The organism is Streptococcus infantis, assembly GCF_047463275.1.
In the GTDB taxonomy this organism is placed as follows: domain Bacteria; phylum Bacillota; class Bacilli; order Lactobacillales; family Streptococcaceae; genus Streptococcus; species Streptococcus infantis_AF.
In genome coordinates, this window is record NZ_JASHEE010000003.1 from 201248 (window position 1) to 226991 (window position 25744).

The following is a 25744-nucleotide window of genomic DNA, read 5'->3' on the forward strand; positions in this document are numbered from 1 at the left end:
TTGAGAAAATGATAAGTTTAATTTTTTATCTCAACGATAAGCGATTGTGAAGGAAACAATCGCTTTTTTTGTGAAAATATAATAAAATAGAAAGGAATAAAGTTCTAAAATTTTATCTAGAAACAGACGCTTTTCGTCTGATAGTAGGATTAAATGACAAAAGAAGTTGGTGTCGGTCAGGCACATAGTAAAATTATTTTAATAGGAGAGCATGCAGTGGTTTACGGCTATCCAGCCATCTCTTTGCCTCTTTTAGAGGTTGAAGTGACTTGTCGGGTGGTTCCAGCAGCGACACCATGGCGTCTTTTTGAAGAGGACACCTTGTCCATGGCAGTTTATGCTTCCCTAGAGTATCTGAATATCAAAGATGCTTACATCCGTTGCCGAATTGACTCTGCTATTCCAGAAAAACGTGGAATGGGTTCTTCGGCAGCCATTAGCATTGCGGCTATTCGCGCGGTATTTGATTATTACCAAGCAGAACTTCCACATGATGTGTTAGAAATTCTGGTCAATCGCGCTGAGATGATTGCCCATATGAATCCTAGTGGATTGGATGCTAAGACCTGTCTTAGTGACCAGCCTATTCGTTTTATCAAGAATGTTGGTTTTGAAGAACTAGCCATGGACTTGTCGGCTTATCTGGTCATTGCAGACACAGGAGTCTATGGACACACTCGTGAAGCTATTCAAGTTGTAGAGAGCAAGGGTAAGGAAGCTTTACCTTTCTTGTATGCACTTGGAGAGTTGACCCAGCAAGCAGAAGAAGCAATAAAGGCAAGAGATGCCGTGATGCTGGGAGAGATTTTAACAAAAGCACATGGAAATCTAAAAGAAATAGGAGTTAGTAGCCTTGAGGCTGATGCCTTGGTTAATACTGCTCTTCAACATGAAGCTTTAGGTGCTAAGATGAGTGGAGGTGGTTTAGGTGGCTGTATCATAGCCTTAGTAGCTGACTATCACCAAGCTCAAAATTTAGCTGAAAGATTAGAAGAGAAAGGAGCTGTTCAGACATGGATCGAAAGCCTGTAACAGTACGTTCCTATGCCAATATTGCCATTATTAAATATTGGGGGAAGAAAGCAGAAAAAGAGATGGTTCCTGCGACTAGCAGTATCTCGTTAACTCTAGAAAATATGTTTACTGAAACAACCTTATCTCCTTTACCAGCAGATGCAACCGCTGATGTTTTTTACATCAATGGTCAGTTGCAAAATGAAGCTGAACATATCAAGATGCGTAAAATCATTGACCGCTACCGTCCTGAAGGGGCAGGTTTTGTTCGTATTGACACCAAGAACAATATGCCAACAGCGGCAGGTCTTTCTTCAAGTTCTAGTGGTTTGTCTGCTCTAGTCAAAGCCTGCAATGCTTACTTCCAATTAGGGCTAGCTCGTAAAGAATTAGCTTTGGAAGCTAAGTTCGCATCTGGTTCTTCATCTCGTAGTTTTTATGGCCCCATAGCAGCTTGGGATAAGGATAGTGGAGAAATCTATCCTGTCGAAACTGACTTGAAACTAGCTATGATTATGTTGGTCTTGGAAGACCAGAAAAAGCCAATCTCTAGTAGGGATGGTATGAAACTCTGCGTGGAAACTTCAACAACATTTGAGGACTGGATTCGTCAGTCTGAGCAAGACTACAAGGATATGCTGGTCTATCTCAAGGAAAATGACTTTGAGAAAGTTGGAGTATTAACAGAAAAGAACGCTCTTGCCATGCATGCTACGACAAAAACTGCCAATCCACCGTTCTCTTATCTGACAGATGCAAGTTATGAGGCTATGGATTTCGTTCGTCAGCTTAGGGAACAAGGAGAATCTTGTTACTTCACCATGGATGCGGGGCCTAATGTCAAGGTTCTTTGTTTAGAAAAAGACTTGGAACATCTATCAGAACTTTTAGGTCAACGTTATCGCTTAATCGTTTCAAAAACAAAGGACTTGAGCCAAGATGACGATTGTTAAAACTTGTGGGAAGCTCTACTGGGCGGGTGAGTATGCCATTTTAGAACCAGGACAGTTGGCACTAATAAAGGCTATTCCCATCTATATGACAGCTGAGATTGAGTCCTCAGAAGTTTATCGACTTTACTCAGATATGTTTACTTATAGTGTAGATATGCGACCGGATTCTTCTTATACCTTGATTCAAGAAACAGTTGCTTTGGTGGAGGACTATCTGACTGCCCAAGGATTTGACTTGCAGCCTTTTTCCTTAGATATTCGTGGGAAAATGGAGCGTCAGGGCAAGAAGTTTGGTCTGGGTTCTAGTGGTAGCGTCGTTGTATTGGTTATCAAGGCCATGCTTACTTTCTATGATAGACCAGCTGAAAGAGACCTCTTGTTTAAACTGGCGAGTGCTGTTCTTCTCAAACGTGGAGACAATGGTTCCATGGGTGACATTGCCTGTATCGTTTCCGAAGACCTCGTCCTCTATCAGTCATTTGACCGCGAGAAAGTTGCAGATTGGCTAGAAAAAGAAGACTTGCAGGCTGTATTAGCACGTGACTGGGGCTTTTCTATTAGGAGTGTTGAACCGGCCTTGGACTTTGATTTTCTGGTAGGTTGGACCAAGGAAGTAGCTGTGTCTAGTTACATGGTCAAGCAAATCAAGAAGAATATGAATGCTAGCTTTTTGCAAGCTTCAAAAGAAACAGTAAACTCTTTGGTGAAGGCTTTGCATGAAGGACAAGAAGAAAAGATAATGGAGCTACTAGAACAAGCTAGTCAACTCTTAGAAAACTTGAGTTCAGATATTTATACACCTTCGCTCAGACAACTAAAAAATGCCAGCCGAGATTTGAAAGCTGTTGCTAAGAGCAGTGGTGCTGGTGGTGGAGACTGTGGGATAGCACTTAGCTTTGATCAAAATTCGACCACATTACTGAAAAAACGCTGGGCTGATTTAGGAATTGAGCTCTTGTATCAAGAAAGGATGGGACATGACGACAAATCGGAAGGATGAACACATCCGCTATGCCCTTGAACAAAACAGTACTTATAATAGTTTTGATGAAGTTGAACTAATTCATTCTTCGCTCCCCTTATATGACTTAGATGAAATTGATCTTTCGACAGAATTTGCAGGTCGAAAGTGGGACTTTCCTTTTTATATAAATGCTATGACAGGTGGAAGCGATAAGGGGAGAGAAATCAATCAAAAGCTGGCTCAGGTGGCAGATGCTTGTGGGATTTTATTTGTGACGGGCTCATACAGCGCTGCACTCAAGGATCCTTCAGATGATTCTTTTTCAGTCAAAACTAGTTACCCTGACCTCCTTCTTGGAACCAATATTGGCTTAGACAAACCTGTAGAACTAGGATTACAAACAGTGAAAGAGATGAATCCACTTCTATTACAAATTCATGTTAATGTCATGCAGGAATTGCTCATGCCAGAGGGTGAACGTCAATTTAGATTGTGGCAAAGCAATCTGGCAGACTATGCTGAGCAAATCTCTGTGCCACTTATTTTAAAAGAAGTCGGCTTTGGCATGGATGTGAAAACTATTGCTAAGGCATACGAGATAGGGATAAGAACAGTTGATTTGTCTGGTCGTGGGGGAACCAGCTTTGCCTATATCGAAAACCGTCGCAGTGGACAGCGTGACTACCTAAATGACTGGGGTCAATCGACCATGCAAGCTCTTTTGAATGCCCAAGACTGGAAAGACAAGATGGAACTTTTGGTTAGTGGAGGAGTTCGCAATCCACTAGATATCATCAAATGCTTGGTGTTTGGAGCCAAGGCAGTTGGTCTATCACGCACTATGTTAGAGCTGGTTGAAAATTACTCTGTTGATGTCGTTATTTCCATTGTTGAAAGCTGGAAGGAAGACCTACGCTTGATTATGTGTGCCCTTAATTGTAAAAAAATTGAGGATTTGCAAGAGGTCGACTATCTTCTATATGGAAAATTAAAAGAAGCAAAAGACAAAATGTAAAGAAAAAGGTCGGGATTTTAGTCCCGACCTCTTTATCATTCCTCAGACTGATGTGACTTTTGGGATTTGTGATACAATTAAATGGAGAGGACGGATACATGCGAAAATTTCAAATTTTTCTATTTATTGAAGCTTGTTTATTAACAGGAGCTCTGATTATGATGGTATCAGAGCATTTTTCCCGTTTTCTACTGATATTGCTCTTGTTTTTACTGCTGATTCGATATTATACTGGAAAACAGGGGAATAACTTTATTTTAGTGGCGGTGAGCATCCTATTTTTCTTTATCATCATGCTCAATCCCTTTGTCATTTTAGCCATCTTTGTGGCCTTGATATACAGCCTGTTCCTGCTTTACCCTATGATGAACCAGGAAAGAGAAGATACCAATCTGGTTTTTGAAGATGTTGTGACAGTAAAGAAGGAGAAAAATCGCTGGTTTGGAAATCTCCACCATTTTTCAAGTTACCAGACTTGTCGTTTTGATGATATCAATCTCTTTCGCTTTATGGGGAAGGATACCATTCATCTAGAGCACGTGATTTTGAGCAATCATGATAATGTCATCATCTTGAGAAAACTGGTCGGTACGACTAGAATTATCGTACCAGTAGATGTTGAAGTCAGCCTAAGTGTCAATTCTCTGTACGGAGATTTAACCTTTTTTGACCAGCCTAAACGTGCTTTGCGCAATGAGCAATTTCATCAAGAAACCAGAGATTATCTCAAGAGTCCCAAGAGTGTTAAGATTCTTTTGACAACTATGGTTGGAGATGTTGAGGTGGTGAGAGGATGAAAAAGCAACCCTATATTTTAATTGGTGTCACCTCTTTTCTCTTTGTCGCTTTTCTGTTTCGAAGTATTTTTAAGGTCTTAGATTTGGAGTGGACTTCTCTCTTCCAAGATTTAGAAAAGACAGAAAAAGTCCTATTTCTAGCTTTGATGTTTAGTCTTGCTCTAGCCTTTTTATTGGTCTTGTTTTGGACAATGGTTGACGAAATTTCAAGAAGAAGAATCCAAGCAAATCTTAATCGTCTGCTAGCTGGTAAAGATATTAAAAGTCTTGGAGATGCTGATTTAGACGCAAGTTTTAGAAACCTATCAGGCAAGCTTGGTTTATTGACAGAAGCCATTCAAAAAGCAGACAATCAAGCCTTGGTCAAGGAAGAAGTGATTATTGAAAAGGAGCGCAAGCGAATCGCGCGTGACTTGCATGATACGGTTAGCCAAGAAATTTTTGCTGCCCATATGATTTTATCAGGACTAAGTCAACAAGCTTCCAAATTAGACAGAGAGAAGATGCAGACACAACTCCAGAGTGTAACAGCTATTTTGGAGACAGCCCAAAGAGATTTGCGTATTCTGCTCTTGCATTTGCGACCGATAGAACTGGAACAAAAGAGTCTGGTTGAGGGGATTCAGTTGCTTCTCAAAGAATTGGAAGAAAAAAGTGAACTCAAAGTCAGTTTTAAATATGAGGTAGACGAATTGCCTAAAAAGATTGAGGAGCATGTCTTTCGTATCGTTCAAGAATTGATTAGCAATACTCTCCGTCATGCTCAAGCTTCTTGTTTGGATGTTTATCTTTATCAGACTGAAACAGAATTACAGTTGAAAGTAGTGGACAATGGCAGAGGTTTCGAGCCGGCTGACGTAGATGATTTGAGCTATGGACTACGCAATATCAAAGAACGAGTGGAAGATATGGCAGGGAGCATACAACTATTAACAGCACCCAAGCAGGGTTTGGCAGTGGATATTCGGATCCGCTTGCTTGATTGACTAACAAAAGGAAATAAAATGAAACTATTATTAGTAGATGACCACCAAATGGTGCGTCTTGGATTAAAAAGTTATTTTGAACTACAAGATGGTGTAGAGGTTGTCGGAGAAGCAACTAATGGCGCAGAAGGGATTTCCATGGCCTTGGCTCTTCGTCCCGATGTGATTGTGATGGATATTGTTATGCCTGAAGTCAACGGAATTGACGCAACTCTAGCTATTCTCAAAGAATGGCCGGAGGCTAAAATTTTGATTGTGACTTCTTATCTAGACAATGAAAAAATCATGCCAGTCTTAAATGCTGGGGCTAAAGGCTATATGCTCAAGACATCAAGTGCCGATGAATTGTTTCATGCTGTTCAAAAGGTGGCAGCTGGAGAGCTAGCGATCGAACAAGAGGTGAGTAAGAAAGTAGAATACCACCGCAATCATATGGAACTTCACGAAGAATTAACTGCGCGAGAACGCGATGTCCTTCAACTAATCGCTAAGGGCTATGAAAATCAGCGTATTGCAGATGAGCTCTTTATCTCCCTAAAGACAGTCAAAACCCATGTCTCCAATATCCTAGCCAAACTTGAGGTCAGTGATCGTACCCAGGCAGCCGTTTACGCTTTTCAACATCATCTGGTGGGTTCTGATGAATTTTAGGGGACATAGGATATACCTTTAGCATCATTGAAAAGCGCATTCATTACTTGAAAAAGTTCGCTACTATGTGGTATAATGGACTGTATTAAAAATTTTAAGGAGAAATGACAGAATGTCTGTATCATTTGAAAACAAAGAAACAAACCGTGGTGTCTTGACTTTCACTATCTCTCAAGACCAAATCAAACCAGAATTGGACCGTGTATTTAACTCAGTAAAGAAAACTCTTAACGTTCCAGGTTTCCGTAAAGGTCACCTTCCACGTCCTATCTTCGACCAAAAATTTGGCGAAGAAGCACTTTACCAAGATGCAATGAACGCTCTTTTACCAGACGCTTATGAAGTAGCTGTTAAAGAAGCTGGTCTTGAAGTAGTTGCTCAACCAAAAATTGACGTAACTTCTATGGAAAAAGGTCAAGATTGGGTTATCACTGCTGAAGTTGTTACAAAACCTGAAGTAAAATTGGGTGAATATAAAAACCTTGAAGTATCAGTTGATATAGATAAAGAAGTAACTGACGCTGATGTTGAAGAGCGTATCGAACGTGAACGCAACAACTTGGCTGAATTGGTAATCAAAGAAGGCGCTGCTGAAAACGGCGACACTGTTGTTATCGACTTTGTTGGTTCTATCGACGGTGTTGAATTTGACGGCGGAAAAGGTGAAAACTTCTCACTTGGACTTGGTTCAGGTCAATTCATCCCTGGTTTCGAAGACCAATTAGTTGGACACTCAGCTGGTGAAACTGTAGACGTTATCGTAACATTCCCAGAAGACTACCAAGCAGAAGACCTTGCAGGTAAAGAAGCTAAATTCGTAACAACTATCCACGAAGTGAAAGCTAAAGAAGTTCCAGCTCTTGACGATGAACTTGCAAAAGACATCGACGAAGAAGTTGAAACTCTTGACGAATTGAAAGAAAAATACCGCAAAGAATTAGCTGCTGCTAAAGAAGAAGCATACACTGATGCCGTTGAAGGTGCAGCAATCGATAAAGCAGTTGAAAACGCTGAAATCGTAGAACTTCCAGAAGAAATGATCCACGAAGAAGTTCACCGCTCAGTAAATGAGTTCCTTGGAAACTTGCAACGTCAAGGCATCAACCCTGACATGTACTTCCAAATCACTGGAACTACTCAAGAAGACCTTCACAAACAATACGAAGCAGAAGCTGAGTCACGCACTAAGACTAACCTTGTTATCGAAGCAGTTGCGAAAGCTGAAGGATTTGACGCTACTGAAGAAGAAATCCAAAAAGAAATCGAGCAATTGGCTGCAGATTACAACATGGAAGTTGCCCAAGTACAAAGCTTGCTTTCGGCAGATATGTTGAAACACGATATCACAATCAAGAAAGCTGTTGAATTGATCACAAGCACTGCAACAGTAAAATAATCTGAAAAGATAAAAAACCACCAGGTTCGGTGGTTTTTTTGTGCTTTATTTTCCGAAAAACTCATCAAGGTCATCTTGGCTAATCCCAATCATGGCTGGGATACTAATCCAGTTTTCTTCAGTCAGGATGTAAGGTTGATGTGGATCAATCTGGTTTTCTGTTTCAAAAATTGGCTCATTTAGTTCCTCAGAGCTTTCAGTTAAGTCGCTGAAACGTTCAATCAGATAGGTTTTTCGAGCTGTTCCGATATGTTTAGTCGCATAATCAAAGGCTTGAAGTTCACCGAGTAGGATGAGTTTGCTTTTAGCCCGAGTAATAGCAGTGTAGATGAGGTTACGCTCTAGCATACGCTTGCTAGCACTGGTGATGGGAAGAAAGACAACGGGGAATTCACTTCCTTGAGATTTATGGATACTCATGGCGTAGGCAAGACGAATCTTGTACCATTCGTTGCGTGGATAGACGACTTCGTTCCCATCAAAATCAATCATCATTTCATCTTGTTTAGATTCAGTGTATTTTCCAGGAATGAGGTCCGTGATGTAGCCTAGGTCTCCGTTAAAAACGTTGACTTCTGCATCGTTAACCAAATGAATTACCTTATCTCCACTACGATACTGAAACTGACTTGCTTCAAAACTAATTTGTCCCTTTTGAAGAGGATTGAGCAGTTCTTGCATGAGTTGATTGATGGCATCGATTCCTGCTGCTCCACGATACATAGGAGCTAGAACTTGGATGTCTCGTGCAGGGATGCCACTTCTAATGGCAGCGTCTAGGATTTTTTCAATGGTCGCTGGGATCTGGTTACTAGCGATTTCAAAGTAGGAACGGTCTGCCTTTTTCTGAGTGAAATCTGCAGGTAAAATTCCCTGACGAATCTGACTCGCAAGTGTGACAATGGTTGATTTTTCGCTCTGACGATAAATTCTTTCCAAGCGTGTTTGCGGAATACTTGGAATCTGGAGTAAGTCAGCTAGAACTTGACCTGGGCTAACCGATGGCAACTGATCACTATCTCCAACGATGAGAATTTTACTAGTAGAGGAAATATTTGAGAAGAGTTGATTGGCTAGCCAAGTATCTACCATAGAGAACTCGTCTACGATGATAAAGTCAGCATCTAGATAATCTTCTAAATGGCTAGTGTCGTCGTCACCAGTCATACCCAAGTGGCGGTGAATGGTTGCACTCGGCAAGCCTGTTAGTTCATTCATGCGACGAGCCGCACGACCAGTTGGAGCAGCAAGGAGAATCGGTAGATTACTTTTCTTTCGAAGGTCCAGTCCTTCTAATAGAGCATAGACAGCAATAATCCCATTGATAACAGTGGTTTTTCCAGTACCAGGTCCACCTGTCAGGATAAAGACCTTGTTTTGGATAGCATCGCAGATTGCCTGTTTTTGAATGGCATCGTATTGAATGCCTAATTCTTCCTCAACAATTGCGATCTGTTCCTGGATGATTTCTGTTTCTTGTTTATCGGTTTCTTCTTTTTCAAGGATACGAATGAGGTGATTGTGAATCCCTTCTTCTGCAAAAAAGAGACTATTATCAAAGATTTTCGTATCAACTTGTTGGACTTTTTCTTCTTCAATGAGATTGGACAATTCTTGAGCAAGTTGACTTGGTTCTAGTTCTACAGGACGTGAGGATTCCAGTAGATTTAGAGTCTTTTCTAGTAAGTCTCTAGCTTCAACATAAGTATCCCCACTTTCCATACAAGCGTTTAAAAGGCTATGAATGAGTCCTGCTCGGAAACGTTCAGGTGCCTGGCTTTCAATGCCCAATTCTTGCGCCAATTGGTCAGCAATGGTAAAACCCAAACCCTTGATATCTTCTACCAACTGGTAAGGATAGTTCTCAACGATATCGATGGTTTCCTCTTTGTAGGTATCCTGAATTTGAATAGCTAATTTATTAGGAATGCCATAGTTGGCAAGCTTGGCCAAGACCATTTCTGTACCGTAGTTGAGACGGAGTGTGGATACAAAGGCCTCACGACTTTTAGAAGACAGCCCTGAGATAGTCTCAAGTTTTTCAGGATGTTCTAGGATTTCATCGATAGTATTTTCCCCATAGAGTTCCACAATCTTTTGGGCAGTTTTAAGACCAATCCCTTTGAAATGACTACTTGAGAAATACTTGACCAATCCCTTACTAGTTGGTTTTGCTCTTTCGTAACGGGAAATCTGCAGTTGTTCTCCGTATTTGGAGTGTTGGACAATCTGCCCCCAGAAAGTGTATTCTTCTCCCTCAATAACATCAGCCATGGTCCCTGTAACAATGATTTCGAAATCATCAAAATCCTCAGCATTGGTATCCTCTATATCTAAAAGGAGAATACGGTAAAAGTTGCTGACATTTTCAAAAATAATACGTCCAATCGTACCTGTAAAATAGACTTCCATATAATTCCTTTACATTCCTGAATGAAATCTATCATTCAGAATAGAATGAGAAGAGGCTGAGATTTATATTTCTCGGCCTCTTAGTGTTCTTAAAATGTTCCGATACGTTTGAGTGGCCAGAAACGGAATTTCGCCTCTCCAATGATATCTTTTGCTTTAAAAGTACCAACATGTCGACTGTCACTAGATACCAGACGGTCATCACCAAGTAGGAGGTATTGTCCCTCTGGAACAGTGAAGGTGAAGCTAGTATTGAAGTTAACATCTAAGGTAAAGGCATCAGCTTTTTCGGCAAGACTTCTAAAGTACTCGCCTTTTTTCCCATCCCAACCAGTTCCAGTATAAGTGCTTTGGAGTTTATCTTCCTTGAAACGCTTAAGGTATTCTGCTAAATAGGGTTCATCAGTTTCTTGACCGTTAATATAGAGTTTATCATTCTCATAACGGATGGTATCACCTGGCAATCCGATGACTCGCTTCACGATATCTTTATTCCCTTCATCCTCATGAGCGACAACTATATCAAAGCGATCGATAGGGAGATGTTTGACAACGAAGAGAATTTCTCCATCAGCTAGAGTAGGGTCCATAGAGTGTCCTTCTACACGAACATTGCTCCAGAGAAAAAGACGGCTGAGACCTATTAATGCAATAATCAGGAAGAAAATTCCCCACTCTTTTAAAAATATTTTAAAATAATTCATACTTTTACCTTTCTAGAAGTTGCTTAGCTTTTTCTGTGTTTTTAAAATGCAGCTTTGCACAGAAGCCGAGCCCTTTCATTCCATATGCTTGAAGGATTTGGCTAGCTACCTTGTCAGAAGCAGCTCCAGCACCACTTGGAAGTTGATAGCCTAGCTCTCGTCCTAGGTTTTCAAGATTTTCTAGGAAGAGATCACGCGCAATGATGGAGCTAACTGCAACAGCCAAGTACTTGCCCTCAGCTTTTTCCTCTAGCGTGACTGGATTAGGAAAATGATTGGCTTCATTTTTTAGATACTTTTTATAATTTTGTGAGCTGGTAAAGGCGTCAATAACAATTTTTTCAGGCTGGACTCCCCTTTGAAGGAGGAGAAAGATTGCTTGATTGTGAAGAGCTACCTTGACAGAAACAGCGTTGTAGCGCTCACCGATGACTTCGTTATACTTACTTGGCGAAAGAAGGAGTGCTTGATGCTGAATCTTCTCCTTAAGAAGGGGAGCAAGCTGACGAATCTTTTGGTCAGTTAGTGTTTTAGAATCTCCAACCCCGAGTTTTCGTAAAAAGTCATGCTGATCAGGAGTTACAAATGACGCCACTACAGCCAGACCACCGAAGTAAGAACCATTTCCAACCTCATCTGTTCCAATCAAGGGGAAATTTTGCCCGCTAACTACTTGTGCTACTTGATAACCAAAAAAGCTAGCATAGCTTTCAGCGGCTTCTCCTTGCAAGAGGACTTTCCCAGATGTATAGACGGAAACACTAGCTTGCGGAAGTTTTAAAAAGTAGCGAATATAGGGATTTTTACTAGGAGTGAGTGCATGTTCATGCTTTTGAACAAAAGCCTGAATTTCCTTTTCACTCGGAGTTAATGTGATACTTGCCATAGTCTCTATTGTACCATAAAAGCGCTAGAATTGGTAAAAACTGACAAACTAAGTGAAATTTGGTATAATATCTTGAGGTGAATTTTATGGCAAATTTAAATCGATTCAAGTTTACATTTGGGAAAAAAACATTAACCCTGACAACTGAACATGACAATCTTTTCATGGAGGAGATTGCTAAAGTTGCGACGGAAAAGTATGAAGCAATCAAAGAACAAATGCCTGGAGCTGATGATGAGACAGTAGCAATTCTCTTAGCAGTTAACTGCTTGTCAACACAGCTCAGCCGTGAGATTGAATTTGATGACAAGGAGCAAGAGTTAGAATCGCTCCGTTATAAAGTGGTTGCGGCTAAACAAGAGCAGAGTAAGATTGAGGATTCCCTATGATTTCCATTCTACTCTTATTAATCCTTGCTTGGAGCTTTTATATTGGCTACCGCAGAGGAATTATTTTACAAGCATATTATCTTGTAGCAACGATTGTCTCTGCTTATTTTGCAAGCAAATATTATTTAGCTTTAGGGCAGAAGTTCAATTTATTAATCCCTTATGCTAATCCGCAGGAAGGACAGGGAACTTTCTTTTTCCCATCCAATCAACTTTTCCATCTAGATAAGGTTTTTTATGCAGGTGTCGGCTTCCTCTTGGCCTTTACGATTTTTTACTGCATCGGCCGTTTGCTTGGTCTTTTTCTAAACCTAGTACCAAGTAAGATACTTGATGGGAAATACTATCGTATCGGTGCGGGTGTGCTATCAATCGGCGTGACCTTGTTTGTACTCCAGATGATGCTAACGATTCTCGCGACTGTGCCATTACAAATTGTTCAAAATTCACTTGAAAATAGCTTTGTAGCTAGACATATCATCCAAAGCATTCCATTCACAACTAATTTTATTAAACAGCTTTGGGTTACTAAAATAATCGGTTAAAAAGGGCGGGAACTATTCCTAGCCTTTTGTTTACAATTTCGAAAAGTAAGAGATTGATTTAAAGAGTTGAAAATAAGAAAAGCCATAACTTTTATACTAAGGAAATAAGATGAATACAAAAATACTAGAAACGTTAGAATTTAACAAGGTCAAGGCTTTATTTGAACCTCATCTTTTGACGGAACAAGGACTAGAACAGTTAAAAGAGCTAGTTCCAACAGATAAAGCTGATAAAATTAGACAGGCCTTTGCAGAAATGAAGGAGATGCAAGAACTCTTTGTTGAGCATCCTCATTTCAGCATTTCGGCAACAAAAGATATTGCGGCTACCTGCAAACGTTTGGAGATGGGTGCTGATCTCAACATAGAGGAATTTCTCCTTCTCAAACGTGTCATATTTGCCAGCCGTGAACTGAAAAATTTCTATGATAATCTTGAAAATGTACGCTTGGACCACTTGGCAAATTGGTTTGAGAAACTTCACGACTTCCCACATCTACAGGGCAATCTCCAGGCCATCAATGAAGCTGGATTTATTGAGAATTTTGCTAGTGAAGAACTAGCACGAATCCGTCGTAAAATCCATGATAGCGAGAGCCAAGTTCGTGACGTCTTGCAGGATCTTCTCAAACAAAAGGCTCAGATGTTGACTGAAGGTATCATCGCTAGCAGAAATGGTCGCCAGGTTCTTCCTGTCAAAAACACCTATCGTAATAAGATTGCTGGTGTGGTTCATGATATTTCTGCCAGCGGGAACACTGTCTATATCGAACCGCGTGAAGTAGTCAAGCTGAGCGAAGAAATCGCCAGTCTTCGTGCAGATGAACGCTATGAGATGATGCGTATCCTGCAAGAACTCTCTGAACGAGTAAGACCGCATGCAGCTGAAATCGCAAATGATGCATGGATTATTGGACATTTAGACTTGATTCGGGCTAAGGTTCGCTTTATCCAAGAGACAGGAGCAGTAGTGCCACAAGTCTCTGAAGGACAGGAGATTCAACTCCTCCATGTTCGCCATCCCTTGGTGCAAAATGCTGTTGCTAATGATGTACACTTTGGTAAAGATCTAACAGCCATCGTTATCACTGGTCCCAATACGGGTGGTAAGACCATTATGCTCAAAACCTTAGGTTTGACGCAATTGATGGCCCAGTCAGGTTTGCCGATTTTGGCGGATAAGGGAAGTCGTGTGGGGATTTTCGAGGAGGTCTTTGCGGATATTGGAGACGAACAATCCATCGAACAAAGTCTTTCAACCTTCTCTAGTCACATGACCAATATCGTTGATATTCTTGGTAAGGTCAATCAAAACTCGCTCTTGTTACTAGATGAGCTTGGAGCAGGAACAGATCCCCAAGAAGGTGCAGCCCTTGCCATGTCAATCCTAGAAGACTTGCGTTTGCGTCAGGTCAAGACGATGGCAACTACTCACTATCCTGAACTCAAAGCCTATGGGATTGAAACGGCTTATGTTCAGAATGCCAGCATGGAGTTTGATACAGCTAGCTTGCGCCCAACCTATCGCTTTATGCAAGGCGTACCTGGTCGAAGCAACGCCTTTGAGATTGCTAAACGTCTAGGTTTGTCAGATGTCATTGTAGGTGACGCTAGTAAGCAGATTAACCAAGACAATGATGTCAATCGCATTATTGAACAATTGGAAGAGCAGACGCTTGAAAGCCGTAAACGCCTTGAGAATATTCGCCAAGTCGAGCAAGAAAACCTCAAGATGAACCGTGCCCTTAAAAAACTTTACAACGAGCTCAATCGTGAGAAGGAAACAGAACTCAATAAGGCGCGTGAGCAAGCTGCTGAAATAGTTGATTTAGCACTAGCTGAGAGTGATGATATTCTAAAAAATCTTCACAGCAAATCTCAACTAAAACCACATGAAATTATCGAAGCTAAGGCTCAGCTCAAAAAATTAGCTCCTGAAAAAGTTGATCTTTCTAAAAACAAGGTTCTCCAGAAGGCTAAGAAAAAACGAGCTCCAAAAATTGGGGATGATATCATCGTTTTAAGCTATGGTCAACGAGGTACCTTGACCAATCAACTCAAGGATGGTCGCTGGGAAGCTCAAGTTGGCTTGATTAAGATGACCCTTGAAGAAAAAGAGTTTGACTTGGTTCAGGCTCAGCAAGAAGCACCAGTCAAGAAAAAACAAGTCAACGTTGTCAAACGGGCAGGTGGTAAAGGACCACAGGCTCGACTAGACCTTCGTGGCAAACGTTATGAGGAGGCTATGGAAGCCTTGGATGCCTTTATCGACCAAGCCCTGCTCAACAACATGGCTCAAGTGGACATCATCCATGGTATCGGTACAGGAGTCATCCGTGAAGGAGTAACCAAATATCTCCAAAGAAACAAGCAAGTCAAGAGCTTTGGCTATGCGCCACAAAATGCAGGTGGTTCTGGAGCAACAATCGTAACCTTTAAAGGCTAACCAAGCTATAGAATAAAATATTAAAAGAGTACCTATCAAGTGATAGGTACTTTTTTGATGAATATATTTTAATTATTATTGTTAGTGAGTATTTTAAAAGGGGACAATCGTTTTATAGCCAAAAAAATTGATGAAGGCTTGTCTAACTGAGCTTTATTTATGCTATACTGATAGTAACGTCATTTTCGGAGGTTGGTATGAAAAAACTCCCCTTAGCCTTTTCAGGTTGCTTATTGGGATTGGCTGGAGCAGGAAATCTTATCTTGGATATTTTTCCGCTTTTATCACACATCTTTAGTTTGTCAGGCTTGATTTTGTGGTTTTATTTTTTGGTGAGCCACCTCAATAACTGGCATGAAAGTAAGCAAGAATTAAAGAAAGCCCCTGTTTTGTCAGGAATGGCAACCTTTCCCATGGCAGGGATGATTTTATCGACGTATTTATTACGAATCTTACCCCCGAACATGAGCATTGTTGCACAGATTCTCTGGTGGTTTGCTTTTCTTCTAGATGTTTACCTCATTTTATACTTTACAAAGAACTATGTCTTGGTTAAACAAAGGGCCAGTGCAACACCAACTTGGACGGTTCTTTATGTAGGAATAGCAGTAGCGAGCTTGACCTACCCCGTGGTGGGCATTGTTGGGATAGCCTATGGAGCTTGGATTTTTGGTTTTATCTTAACCCTTATCCTTTACCCTCTAATTTATCAAGATTTAAGGAAAAATCCATTACCGCTCGCTTTGCTGGGGCAAGAAGGAATCTATTGTGCTCCATTTTCTCTTCTTTTGGCAGCATTAGTGAGAGTAGGAGGATACAGTCTTCCTAGTTGGATTTTACTAGTTATGATCCTTGCATCACAGATCTTCTTTTTCTTTGTCCTTAGTCGCTTGCCAAGGATTTTAAAACAAGGTTTCCAACCAGCCTTCTCAGCCCTAACCTTTCCAACCATCATCACAGCAACTTCATTGAAAATGTCCCAAGGTATTCTGCAGTTTCCGGTCCTCAACCTCGTTGTTTGGTTAGAGATTATCATTTGTTTAACAATCCTCATCTACGTATTAGTAGAGTATATACGATATTTAAGGAACTAAAAGACCCCCTAGCACGGAGAAGTGTTAGGGGGTGATTTTTAGAGTGATTAATAACATTCTTTTTGCTTAACTTCTTTAAAGAGTTGATAGAGAGTATAGAAGTAGACCAAACTAAAAATGATACAGATGGTTAGAAATAGGAGATATCTCCAATCCATAGAATTCGTAATTAGTTGTGGGAGAGATACGAGGATAAAGCAGAGAGATGCGTTTAAGAGGCGTATTTTTTTTGATGTGATTTTCTGAAACCTTTGTCCCTTATTCAAGATCGGAAGGGCTAAAAGGAAGACTATCAGAAAAGGACGCGTAACTTGACCATAAACTAGGAAAAAGGTAACAAAGATGCTGACCAAAATATGACTGAGAATTAAAGTTTGTAATGATTTCATAATTTTCCTCCTAATAGTCGTCTTGATCTTTTTTGGCTTTTCGAATGCGAAGCCAGACGACAAGTTGCATCATTAATCCGAAAAAGAAGGCTGCGAAAAGAATGGATGTGAAATGACCTAGATTGAAAAGAGAGGCGAAATAGTCCTTGCTATCATCTGTTAAGACATTGAGAAGTGGCATGCCAAAGAACATAAAGACTCCATAGATAAGTCCAGCTTTAAGACCAGGGTAGCGCAATTGTTTTTGTTCTTTCTGGCTCAACATATCAGGGTCGATAGCAGTAATACCTGTTTTTTTAGTTTGAGTGCTGACATAGATAGCACAAACCATAGAAATCAGAAAGATGATGATTGGATATCCAAATGCGACGATTTGTGGATATTTATAAGCAAGGACAAAGGGAATGAGATTGCCAAAAATCATGAGATAAAAGAGAACCATAAAGATTTTATTTCCGATGCGGTCAGCCTCACGTTGCTTGTGTTCATCAAGTGGTCCAGAAATACCATATGTGCGTTTGATCAGTTTTTCAGTGAAGGTTTCTTTTTTCATTTTTTCTCCTTTTGTTAAAAATCATCTTCCCAAAAAAGACTGTTGAGGTCTGTTTGGAGGCTACGAGCGAGATTGAGACAGAGTTCTAGAGTAGGATTGTACTTGTCATTCTCAATCATGTTGATGGTTTGTCTAGAGACACCGATATCCTTTGCAAGTTCGAGCTGGGATATGCCCAATTCCTTGCGGAATTCTTTCACACGATTCATTCTTCCTCCTTATTTGATTATGTCACATATATTTGACTATAGTATATCTTTTAAAAAATAAAATGTCAACTATTTTTGACATATTTTTAAAAGAATCTTAGTGATAATATTTCCATTATAAAATCTTCTAGCTATTTTATGCTATAATGAAGAAAAGTAAAAAATATAAGAGTGGATTGAATAAACCGAAAGCTATCCACTAAAGAAAGAGCAGAAAATGAACCATAAGATTGCAATTTTATCAGACATTCATGGCAACACGACAGCCTTAGCTGGAGTGCTTGAGGACGCTAAAAATTTGGGAGTGACTGAATATTGGCTTCTGGGAGATATTTTTCTTCCTGGGCCGGGAGCAAATGACTTGGTGGCTCTTTTGAAAGACCTTCCCATTACAGCATCCGTTCGAGGCAACTGGGATGATTGTGTGTTAGAGGCTTTAGATGGGCAATATGGTTTAGAGGATCCCCAAGAAATTCAGCTTCTCAGGATGACTCAGTATCTGATGGAGCGTCTAAACCCAGAGCATATTGATTGGTTGAGAAATCTACCTATGGTAGCCAAGAAAGAAGTAGAAGGCTTACGCTTTTCTCTTTCACATAATTTACCTGAGAAAAATTATGGTGGTGATTTGCTGGTTGAAAATGATACCGAAAAATTTGACCAGTTACTTGATGAAACTACTGATGTAGCCGTCTATGGTCATGTTCACAAGCAGTTGCTTCGTTATGGTAGCCAAGGTCAACAAATCATCAATCCAGGTTCGATTGGTATGCCTTATTTTGACTGGGTAGGGCTGAAAAATCACCGAGCCCAGTATGCCTTACTTGAGCTTGAAAATGGTGAGTTAGTCAATATTCAATTTCGAAAAGTTGCCTATGACTATGAAGCAGAGCTAGAATCAGCCAAGGGTAAATCCCTTCCTTTTATCGAAATGTATGAAGAATTACGACGTGAGGACAACTATCAAGGACATAATAGAGATTTGTTAGCTAGTTTAATTGAAAAGCATGGCTATGTAGAGGATGTGAAGAATTATTTTGATTTTTTGTAAGAGTTGCTTTAATTAACAGATACTAAATAAACGATTGGACGAGCCAATCGTTTTTAGTATATCTTATTGTAATTGAGATTGATCTGGTAAGTAAGAGCCACCGAGATAAGTTTTGCTGAGTTTTTCAAGGGTTCCGTCTTGGTAGAGTTCTTTGAGGACCTTGTCAAATTGTTCTTTAAATTCTTTTTGGTCGCTTGAGAAGATGATGTAGTTGTTTGGATTGTCATTGCTTTCCAAGTCGACTACGTTCAAGTCTAAGCCACGGTCTTGGATAATTTTTTGAACAGAAATCTTATCAAAGATTAGGAAATCAAATTCACCATTGGCGAGGTCAGTCAGGCGTTTAGCCACATCCTCACCAGAGTATTGGATGGTGGCAGGATTGTCTGAGTGGCTTTGATTCCAGTCTGTAACAACCTTGGCAGTAGAAGTTCCAGTGTCATCCTGTGTAGTTTTACCAGCGATGTCTTGAAGAGAGGTAAGAGCCTTGTCTTTTCTGCTCACGAGAACCAAAGGATTTTTTGCGATAGGTAGGGAGTAGAGGTATTTGTCGGCTCTCTCTTTGGTGTAGCTCAAGTTGTTGGCAGCAGCTTGGTAACGACCAGCATCAACTCCAGGGAAGATACTCTCCCAAGCTGTTTTTTGAAATTCAATCTTGTATTGATCTAGTTTTTCATCAACCGCTTTTAAAACTTCAACATCATATCCAGTTAGGTTACCATCTTGTTCAAAGTCAAAAGGTGGGATGTCTCCGGCAGTGGCTACGACAATGGTTTTAGGACTAGTAGTAGAAGTTGAAGCACTTTCCTGTTTAGATTGTCCACAGGCCACCAACAAGGGACTAATGGCTAATAATAAGAATAATTTTTTCATGTGTGTCTCCTTTACTTAATGGTATCTAGCTTACCAGACAATCAATCAAATAGCCAATATATATTTTTTATGGAAGTGATAGAAAAATATTATAATTTTCAGTTTGAATTTGTAATCTAAAATTTAAATCAGAAAAGAAAAAGATAATTTAGGCAACAAATGAAAAATCTCTGCAAGCTCTTTCAGAATGTGGTAAAATGGAAGCAGTAGAAATAGAAAAGGAAATCAATTATGAAATTTCTTGAGTTAAATAAAAAACGTCATGCGACTAAGCATTTTATTGATAAACCAGTTGATCCCAAGGATGTTCGAACAGCTATTGAAATCGCAACCTTGGCACCGAGTGCTCACAACAGTCAGCCTTGGAAGTTTGTTGTGGTTCGCGAGAGAAATGCTGAACTAGCAAAATTGGCTTACGGTTCAAACTTTGAGCAAGTAGCATCTGCCCCTGTAACCATTGTCTTGTTTACAGATACTGACCTAGCTAAACGAGCTCGCAAGATTGCCCGTGTTGGTGGAGCAAAGAACTTCTCAGAAGAACAACTTCAGTACTTTATGAAAAATCTTCCAGCAGAGTTTGCGCGTTACAATGAACAACAAATCAGTGACTACCTAGCCCTTAATGCAGGGTTGGTTGCTATGAACTTAGTCCTTGCATTGACTGACCAGGGAATCGGTTCAAACATTATCCTTGGTTTTGACAAATCAAAAACTAATGAAGTTTTGGAAATTGAAGAACGCTTCCGTCCAGAACTTTTGATCACAGTAGGATACACAGACGAGAAGTTGGAACCAAGCTACCGCTTGCCAGTAGATGAAATTATCGAAAAAAGATAGGAAGTAAAAATGACAGTTATTGATTTTACAGCAGAAGTAGAAAAACGTAAAGAAGCCCTCTTGGCTGACTTATTTAGCCTCTTAGAAATCAACTCAGAACGCGATGACAGTGAGGCAGATGCGGAGCACCCATTTGGACCTGGTCCGGTAAAAGCTTTGGAGAAATTCCTTGAAATCGCAGACCGTGATGGATACCCAACAAAAAATGTCGACAACTATGCAGGACATTTTGAGTTTGGTCAAGGGGAAGAAGTTCTCGGTATCTTTGCCCACATGGACGTGGTGCCAGCAGGTAGTGGATGGGATACTGATCCTTACACGCCAACCATCAAGGATGGTCGTCTCTATGCGCGTGGTGCTTCAGATGACAAGGGTCCTACAACGGCTTGTTACTATGGTTTGAAAATCATCAAAGAATTGGGACTTCCAACTTCTAAAAAAGTTCGCTTTATCGTCGGAACTGATGAAGAATCAGGCTGGGCAGACATGGACTACTATTTCGAGCACGTAGGACTTGCAAAACCAGACTTCGGTTTCTCTCCTGATGCTGAATTCCCTATTATTAATGGTGAAAAAGGAAATATCACAGAATACCTCCACTTTGCTGGTGAAAACAAGGGTGCAGCTCGTCTTCACAGCTTTACAGGTGGTTTGCGTGAAAACATGGTGCCAGAATCAGCAACTGCAGTTGTTTCAGGGGACTTGGCTGATTTGCAAGCGAAACTAGATGCCTTTGTTGCAGAGCACAAGCTTAGAGGAGAAATTCAAGAAGAGAATGGTAAGTACAAGGTTACGATTATCGGTAAATCTGCCCACGGTGCTATGCCTGCTTCAGGTGTCAATGGTGCAACTTATCTAGCCCTCTTCCTCAGCCAGTTTGCTTTTGAAGGACCTGCAAAAGACTTCCTTGACATTGCTGGTAAGATTCTCTTAAATGACCATGAAGGCAAAAACTTGAAAGTGGCTCATGTGGATGAAAAGATGGGTGCTCTTTCTATGAATGCTGGTGTCTTCCGCTTTGATGAAACAAGTGCTGACAATACCATTGCCCTTAACTTCCGTTATCCAAAAGGAACAAGTCCAGAGCAAATCAAGTCAGTTCTTGAAAGCTTGTCAGTTGCTTCAGTTAGCCTTTCTGAACATGGACACACACCTCACTATGTACCAATGGAAGATCCGCTTGTCCAAACCTTGTTAAATGTTTATGAAAAACAAACAGGTCTTCAAGGGCATGAACAAGTTATCGGAGGTGGAACTTTCGGACGTCTCTTAGAGCGTGGTGTAGCCTATGGTGCTATGTTCCCAGATTCTATCGATACCATGCACCAAGCCAACGAATTTATCGCCTTGGATGATCTTTTCCGTGCAGCAGCCATCTACGCTGAAGCTATCTATGAATTGATCAAATAATGCTATAGAAGTCTGAGATTTTATGCTTAGACTTCTTTTTGGAGGAGAGTAGATGTCTCAAATCGAAAGAATCAAACAAGCCATCATGGCTGATCCACAAAATCAACACTATACTGAGCAAGGAATCGAACCTCTCTTTGCAGCTCCAAAAACTGCTCGTATCAATATCATTGGGCAGGCACCTGGACTTAAAACTCAGGAAGCGGGACTTTACTGGAAGGATAAAAGTGGCGACCGCTTGCGAGAGTGGTTGGGTGTGGATGAGGATACCTTTTACAAGTCAGGTTATTTTGCTGTCATGCCCATGGATTTCTATTTTCCAGGACATGGGAAATCTGGTGACCTACCACCACGCCCAGGTTTTGCAGAAAAATGGCACCCTAAACTTTTGAAAGAATTACCAGATATTCAATTAACGCTCTTGATTGGGCAGTATGCTCAGGCTTACTATCTGCATGAGAAAGTCAGTGGCAAGGTAACAGACCGTGTGCATCGCTTTAAGGATTATTTGCCTGATTATTTCCCACTGGTACACCCGTCACCTCGGAACCAAATCTGGATGAAAAAAAATCCTTGGTTTGAAGCAGATGTTTTGCCTGACTTGAAAGAAAGAATTCAAAAAATTCTCGGAGAAGAAAAATGAAAGAAATTACTTTTAATGATTTTTACCAACTATACCAGAAAGAGTCGCTTTCTGTATTAGATGTGAGAGAAGTAGAGGAATTTGAGACTCTTCATTTAGAAGGCGCTCGCAATTTACCTCTCAGCCAATTAGCTGATACTTATAAACAACTAGATAAAGATAATCTTTACTACGTGATTTGTAAATCAGGAATGCGTTCAGCACGCGCTTGTCAATTTTTATCAGAACAAGGATATGAGGTTATCAATGTCCAAGGTGGCATGGATGCCTTAGAATAAGAAAAAACTCCCTTTAAGACCGAAAATAAGAAAGGTTTTAAAGGGAGTTTATTTGCTCTAAAAATCAGAAAATTGAAAACATTTTAAAATTTTTCCGAGATAGCCTTTTCAAGCCTTTAATCATGTTATACTAAGAAAGTATTTTATTTTATATAAGGAGAGTTTATGGCTAAAAAAGGTGCTTTAACAGGATTACTCCTGTTTGGAATATTTTTTGGTGCGGGTAATTTGATTTTCCCCCCTACCCTAGGTGCTCAATCTGGGGAACACTTTCTCCCTGCCATTGCAGGATTTGTACTTTCAGGTGTCGGACTTGCCGTCTTGACCTTGATCATCGGGACCTTAAATCCTAAGGGATATATCTATGAGATTTCTACAAAGATTTCCCCTTGGTTTGCAACGATTTATCTAGCAGTTTTGTACTTGTCGATTGGTCCATTCTTTGCCATTCCACGTACTGCAACAACTTCTTATGCAGTAGGGATTAGTCCCCTCTTGGCAGATGCTGATAAAGGTCTAGGCTTGATTGTCTTTACCCTTATCTACTTTGTTGCAGCATACTTAATCGCGCTTAATCCTTCAAAGATTTTGGATCGTATCGGCCGTGTTTTGACTCCAGTTTTTGCCCTCTTGATTATCATCTTGGTAATCCTTGGAGCCCTCAAATATGGTGGAAATGCTCCACAAGCAGCTACAGCAGCTTATCAAGCTTCAGCATTTGGAGCAGGATTCCTTGAAGGATATAATACTCTAGATGCTCTCGCATCTGTTGCCTTTAGTGTAATCGCGGTTGAAACCTTGAAACAACTTGGATTTTCTAGTAAAAAAGAGTACATCTCAACCATTTGGGTAGTCGGAATTGTCGTAGCGCTTGGCTTTAGTGCTCTATACATTGGCCTAGGTTTCCTTGGAAATCACTTCCCGATGACAGAAGAAGCGATGAAGGGTGGAACTCCAGGGGTTTATATCTTGTCACAAGCGACCCAAGAAATCTTTGGTTCAACAGCTCAATTATTCCTAGCAGCCATGGTAACAGTAACTTGCTTCACAACGACTGTAGGTTTGATTGTTTCAACTGCTGAATTCTTTAACGGACGTTTCCCACAACTCAGCTATAAGGTTTATGCGACTGTCTTTACCTTGATTGGTTTTGCAATTGCCAACCTCGGCCTTGATGCAATCATCAAATATTCTATCCCTGTCCTAGTTATCTTGTATCCAATTACTATTGTGATTGTCATGATTGTGATTGTGAACAAGTTTGTACCACTTTCAAAACCAGGCATGCAATTGACGATGGGTCTTGTTACAGCTATTGCCGTAGCTAGTGTCTTGGGAAGTTCATTTGAGGTGACCTTCCTTGCCAACATTGTGAATGCTCTACCATTTGCTAAGGCTTCATTGCCATGGTTAGTACCAGCGATTATTGGGATTTTACTTTCTCTTGTTCTGCCAAATAAGCAAAAGAGTGAAGCTTTTGAGATGGAATAAAAAAATCTTGGCTTATGCCAAGTTTTTTTATTACTCTTAGTTCGTTTTTTCAGTATATCCAAGGTCCTCAAGCATCTTTTTAGTTTTTGAAAAACTCACACGTTTTCCAGCTCCTGAATATTCATTTGGCATTGCTTTTTTCATCTCATCAAGATTGACTACAGTCATGTCAATGACCATGGTATGGATGACTTTTCCATCTTTGAATTCGATATTTTGTGTAACACCTTTGATTCCCTCATACCCTTTATAAGTTTTCACGATAAGTTCTTTAAGCTCATCAGCGCTCTTATTGAGTATTTCAGGTTCAAAAACATTATAAACTTCTTGTTTCATAACGTCATCACCCTCTACAGTATATGTCAAGGTAGAATGTCTTCCAGGATTACTGTCATGAACAAAGGTTACAGTTTTTGATTCGGCTTTCTTTTCTGTAGTTTCAGCCTCAGTTGTTTCAGCTTCAGTCGTTTTTACCTCAGTTGTCTCTGCTTTTGAGGGGTTAGAAGTTGTTGATGATTGTTTAGAACATCCCAATAAGAATGCCAACGGTAAGGCTAAGAGAAGCGTCATTTTGAAATATCTGTTCATATTTTTTCCTTTCATCATAAGAACTTTTTTCATTATATCATAAAATACTTTCGCAATCAAAGTATTTTCGTTTTTCCTTTTTACACATACTAAAATGGGAAAAGTGATATAATGGTAGCAAGAGGTGAAGAAATGAATCAAACTGTAGAATATATCAAAGAACTAACTGCTATCGCATCGCCAACAGGTTTTACACGTGAAATTACGAATTATTTGGTTGAGACTCTTGAAAAACTAGGTTATCAACCAATCCGTACTGCCAAAGGTGGTGTCAACGTTACTGTCAAAGGTAAAAATGATGAGCAACAGCGTTATGTGACCGCCCATGTGGATACCTTGGGAGCTATCGTTCGCGCTGTTAAACCAGATGGTCGTCTTAAAATGGACCGTATTGGTGGCTACCCTTGGAACATGATTGAAGGCGAAAACTGTACAGTTCATGTGGCTAGCACAGGTAAGACTATTTCAGGTACGATTTTGATCCACCAAACTTCTTGTCACGTATACAAGGACGCTGGAACTGCTGAACGCACTCAGGACAATATGGAAGTGCGTTTGGATGAAAAAGTGACCAATGAAAAAGAAACACGCGCACTTGGTATTGAGGTTGGTGACTTTATCAGCTTTGACCCACGAACTGTCGTGACTGATTCAGGATTTATCAAATCGCGTCATTTGGATGATAAGGTCAGCGCGGCTATCCTCCTTAATCTTCTTAAAGTCTATAAAGAAGAAGGGGTTGAACTTCCTGTCACTACGCATTTTGCCTTCTCGGTCTTTGAAGAAGTGGGGCATGGTGCTAACTCAAGTATCCCAAGTCAAGTTGTCGAATATCTAGCGGTAGATATGGGAGCGATGGGAGATGACCAGCAGACGGATGAGTACACAGTGTCTATCTGTGTCAAAGATGCTTCAGGCCCTTATCACTATGAATTCCGTCAACATCTGGTTGCTCTAGCAAAAGACCAAGACATTCCATTTAAACTCGATATCTATCCATTTTACGGTTCAGATGCTTCTGCAGCTATGTCAGCTGGAGCAGAAGTCAAACACGCCCTTCTCGGAGCGGGTATCGAGTCTAGTCACTCTTACGAGAGAACTCATGTTGATTCTGTCGTAGCAACAGAACGTATGGTGGACGCTTACCTCAAGAGTGGATTGGTAGACTAA

27 protein-coding genes are annotated in these 25744 nt (G+C 40.4%); 19 read left to right on the forward strand and 8 right to left on the reverse strand.

Annotated elements, in window-relative coordinates; all coding sequences use genetic code 11:
• Positions 1–153 precede the first annotated feature (153 nt).
• The 8 genes from mvk (at position 154) to tig (ending at position 7776) form a co-directional block, all read left to right on the forward strand.
• Entirely contained in the window at positions 154–1032 is an 879-nt protein-coding gene (gene mvk / locus QM923_RS05655) for a mevalonate kinase (RefSeq protein ID WP_414291167.1), read from the forward strand.
• Complete coding sequence (gene mvaD, locus QM923_RS05660; RefSeq protein ID WP_414291168.1) at positions 1014–1967, forward strand: diphosphomevalonate decarboxylase; 954 nt, start codon at positions 1014–1016, stop codon at positions 1965–1967. Before mvk ends, mvaD begins: the two co-directional genes overlap by 19 nt.
• On the forward strand, positions 1954–2967 hold the full coding sequence (locus tag QM923_RS05665; protein WP_414291169.1) for a phosphomevalonate kinase: 1014 nt from the start codon (positions 1954–1956) through the stop codon (positions 2965–2967). The genes mvaD and QM923_RS05665 overlap by 14 nt, the downstream gene beginning before the upstream one ends.
• Positions 2945–3946, forward strand: a complete 1002-nt coding sequence (fni, locus tag QM923_RS05670; RefSeq protein WP_414291170.1) for a type 2 isopentenyl-diphosphate Delta-isomerase — start codon at positions 2945–2947, stop codon at positions 3944–3946. Before QM923_RS05665 ends, fni begins: the two co-directional genes overlap by 23 nt.
• Positions 3947–4044: 98 nt before the next feature.
• Complete coding sequence (gene liaF / locus QM923_RS05675; RefSeq protein WP_414291171.1) at positions 4045–4743, forward strand: cell wall-active antibiotics response protein LiaF; 699 nt, start codon at positions 4045–4047, stop codon at positions 4741–4743.
• Positions 4740–5729 (forward strand): envelope stress sensor histidine kinase LiaS, encoded by a 990-nt coding sequence (locus QM923_RS05680; RefSeq protein ID WP_414291172.1) that lies wholly within the window; start codon positions 4740–4742, stop codon positions 5727–5729. The genes liaF and QM923_RS05680 overlap by 4 nt, the downstream gene beginning before the upstream one ends.
• 18 nt (positions 5730–5747) lie before the next feature.
• A complete protein-coding gene (locus QM923_RS05685) occupies positions 5748–6380 on the forward strand; it encodes a response regulator transcription factor (RefSeq protein ID WP_414291173.1) in 633 nt (210 codons plus the stop codon).
• A 112-nt stretch (positions 6381–6492) separates the two neighbouring features.
• Positions 6493–7776: a trigger factor gene (gene tig, locus QM923_RS05690; protein ID WP_414291174.1), complete on the forward strand. Its 1284-nt coding sequence runs from the start codon at positions 6493–6495 to the stop codon at positions 7774–7776.
• A gap of 45 nt (positions 7777–7821) precedes the next feature.
• On the opposite strand, the gene recD2 is transcribed toward tig, so the two are convergent.
• The 3 genes from recD2 to rnhC form a co-directional block, all read right to left on the reverse strand.
• Positions 7822–10188 carry an SF1B family DNA helicase RecD2 gene (gene recD2 / locus QM923_RS05695; RefSeq protein WP_414291175.1) on the reverse strand — a complete coding sequence of 789 codons (2367 nt, stop codon included), beginning with the start codon at positions 10186–10188 and terminating at the stop codon, positions 7822–7824.
• Positions 10189–10277: 89 nt separating this feature from the next.
• The gene (gene lepB / locus QM923_RS05700) at positions 10278–10892 is read right to left on the reverse strand and encodes a signal peptidase I (RefSeq protein ID WP_414291176.1); all 615 of its coding nucleotides are present in this window, start codon (positions 10890–10892) and stop codon (positions 10278–10280) included.
• A gap of 4 nt (positions 10893–10896) precedes the next feature.
• Entirely contained in the window at positions 10897–11778 is an 882-nt protein-coding gene (gene rnhC, locus QM923_RS05705; RefSeq protein WP_414291177.1) for a ribonuclease HIII, read from the reverse strand.
• A gap of 86 nt (positions 11779–11864) precedes the next feature.
• Here rnhC and zapA point away from each other — a divergent pair, with 86 nt between their 5' ends.
• From zapA to QM923_RS05725, 4 genes are all read left to right on the forward strand, one after another.
• The gene (gene zapA, locus QM923_RS05710) at positions 11865–12167 is read left to right on the forward strand and encodes a cell division protein ZapA (RefSeq protein ID WP_004252047.1); all 303 of its coding nucleotides are present in this window, start codon (positions 11865–11867) and stop codon (positions 12165–12167) included.
• Positions 12164–12712, forward strand: coding sequence for a CvpA family protein (locus tag QM923_RS05715; RefSeq protein WP_006151592.1), 549 nt, complete (start codon positions 12164–12166; stop codon positions 12710–12712). Before zapA ends, QM923_RS05715 begins: the two co-directional genes overlap by 4 nt.
• 109 nt (positions 12713–12821) lie before the next feature.
• Positions 12822–15158 (forward strand): endonuclease MutS2, encoded by a 2337-nt coding sequence (locus QM923_RS05720; RefSeq protein WP_414291178.1) that lies wholly within the window; start codon positions 12822–12824, stop codon positions 15156–15158.
• Between the two features lie 197 nt (positions 15159–15355).
• A complete protein-coding gene (locus tag QM923_RS05725; protein ID WP_414291179.1) occupies positions 15356–16252 on the forward strand; it encodes a TDT family transporter in 897 nt (298 codons plus the stop codon).
• A 47-nt stretch (positions 16253–16299) separates the two neighbouring features.
• Here QM923_RS05725 and QM923_RS05730 read toward each other — a convergent pair whose 3' ends face one another.
• Genes QM923_RS05730 through QM923_RS05740 form a run of 3 tightly spaced genes read right to left on the reverse strand, consistent with a single transcriptional unit; the run spans position 16300 to position 17403 of the window.
• A complete protein-coding gene (locus QM923_RS05730) occupies positions 16300–16641 on the reverse strand; it encodes a hypothetical protein (protein ID WP_036757034.1) in 342 nt (113 codons plus the stop codon).
• Between the two features lie 10 nt (positions 16642–16651).
• Positions 16652–17194, reverse strand: coding sequence for a DUF3278 domain-containing protein (locus tag QM923_RS05735; RefSeq protein WP_036757037.1), 543 nt, complete (start codon positions 17192–17194; stop codon positions 16652–16654).
• Positions 17195–17208: 14 nt separating this feature from the next.
• Positions 17209–17403 (reverse strand): helix-turn-helix transcriptional regulator, encoded by a 195-nt coding sequence (locus QM923_RS05740; RefSeq protein ID WP_001082470.1) that lies wholly within the window; start codon positions 17401–17403, stop codon positions 17209–17211.
• 217 nt (positions 17404–17620) lie between these two features.
• On the opposite strand from QM923_RS05740, the gene QM923_RS05745 reads away from it, so the two are divergent.
• The gene (locus tag QM923_RS05745; RefSeq protein WP_414291180.1) at positions 17621–18454 is read left to right on the forward strand and encodes a metallophosphoesterase family protein; all 834 of its coding nucleotides are present in this window, start codon (positions 17621–17623) and stop codon (positions 18452–18454) included.
• 63 nt (positions 18455–18517) lie between these two features.
• Here the strand turns inward: QM923_RS05745 and QM923_RS05750 are convergent, their stop codons facing one another.
• The gene (locus QM923_RS05750; RefSeq protein WP_024054282.1) at positions 18518–19327 is read right to left on the reverse strand and encodes an amino acid ABC transporter substrate-binding protein; all 810 of its coding nucleotides are present in this window, start codon (positions 19325–19327) and stop codon (positions 18518–18520) included.
• Between the two features lie 231 nt (positions 19328–19558).
• Here QM923_RS05750 and QM923_RS05755 point away from each other — a divergent pair, with 231 nt between their 5' ends.
• The 5 genes from QM923_RS05755 (at position 19559) to brnQ (ending at position 23986) form a co-directional block, all read left to right on the forward strand.
• Positions 19559–20164: a nitroreductase family protein gene (locus tag QM923_RS05755; protein ID WP_414291181.1), complete on the forward strand. Its 606-nt coding sequence runs from the start codon at positions 19559–19561 to the stop codon at positions 20162–20164.
• Positions 20165–20173: 9 nt separating this feature from the next.
• On the forward strand, positions 20174–21574 hold the full coding sequence (pepV, locus tag QM923_RS05760) for a dipeptidase PepV (protein ID WP_414291182.1): 1401 nt from the start codon (positions 20174–20176) through the stop codon (positions 21572–21574).
• Positions 21575–21626: 52 nt separating this feature from the next.
• Complete coding sequence (locus QM923_RS05765; RefSeq protein ID WP_414291183.1) at positions 21627–22217, forward strand: uracil-DNA glycosylase family protein; 591 nt, start codon at positions 21627–21629, stop codon at positions 22215–22217.
• A complete protein-coding gene (locus QM923_RS05770; protein ID WP_414291184.1) occupies positions 22214–22495 on the forward strand; it encodes a rhodanese-like domain-containing protein in 282 nt (93 codons plus the stop codon). Before QM923_RS05765 ends, QM923_RS05770 begins: the two co-directional genes overlap by 4 nt.
• Before the next feature lie 165 nt (positions 22496–22660).
• Positions 22661–23986, forward strand: a complete 1326-nt coding sequence (gene brnQ / locus QM923_RS05775) for a branched-chain amino acid transport system II carrier protein (protein WP_223333549.1) — start codon at positions 22661–22663, stop codon at positions 23984–23986.
• A gap of 36 nt (positions 23987–24022) precedes the next feature.
• Here the strand turns inward: brnQ and QM923_RS05780 are convergent, their stop codons facing one another.
• Positions 24023–24574 (reverse strand): DUF1307 domain-containing protein, encoded by a 552-nt coding sequence (locus tag QM923_RS05780; protein ID WP_414291282.1) that lies wholly within the window; start codon positions 24572–24574, stop codon positions 24023–24025.
• Positions 24575–24685: 111 nt separating this feature from the next.
• Here QM923_RS05780 and QM923_RS05785 point away from each other — a divergent pair, with 111 nt between their 5' ends.
• Positions 24686–25744 (forward strand): M42 family metallopeptidase, encoded by a 1059-nt coding sequence (locus QM923_RS05785; protein ID WP_414291185.1) that lies wholly within the window; start codon positions 24686–24688, stop codon positions 25742–25744.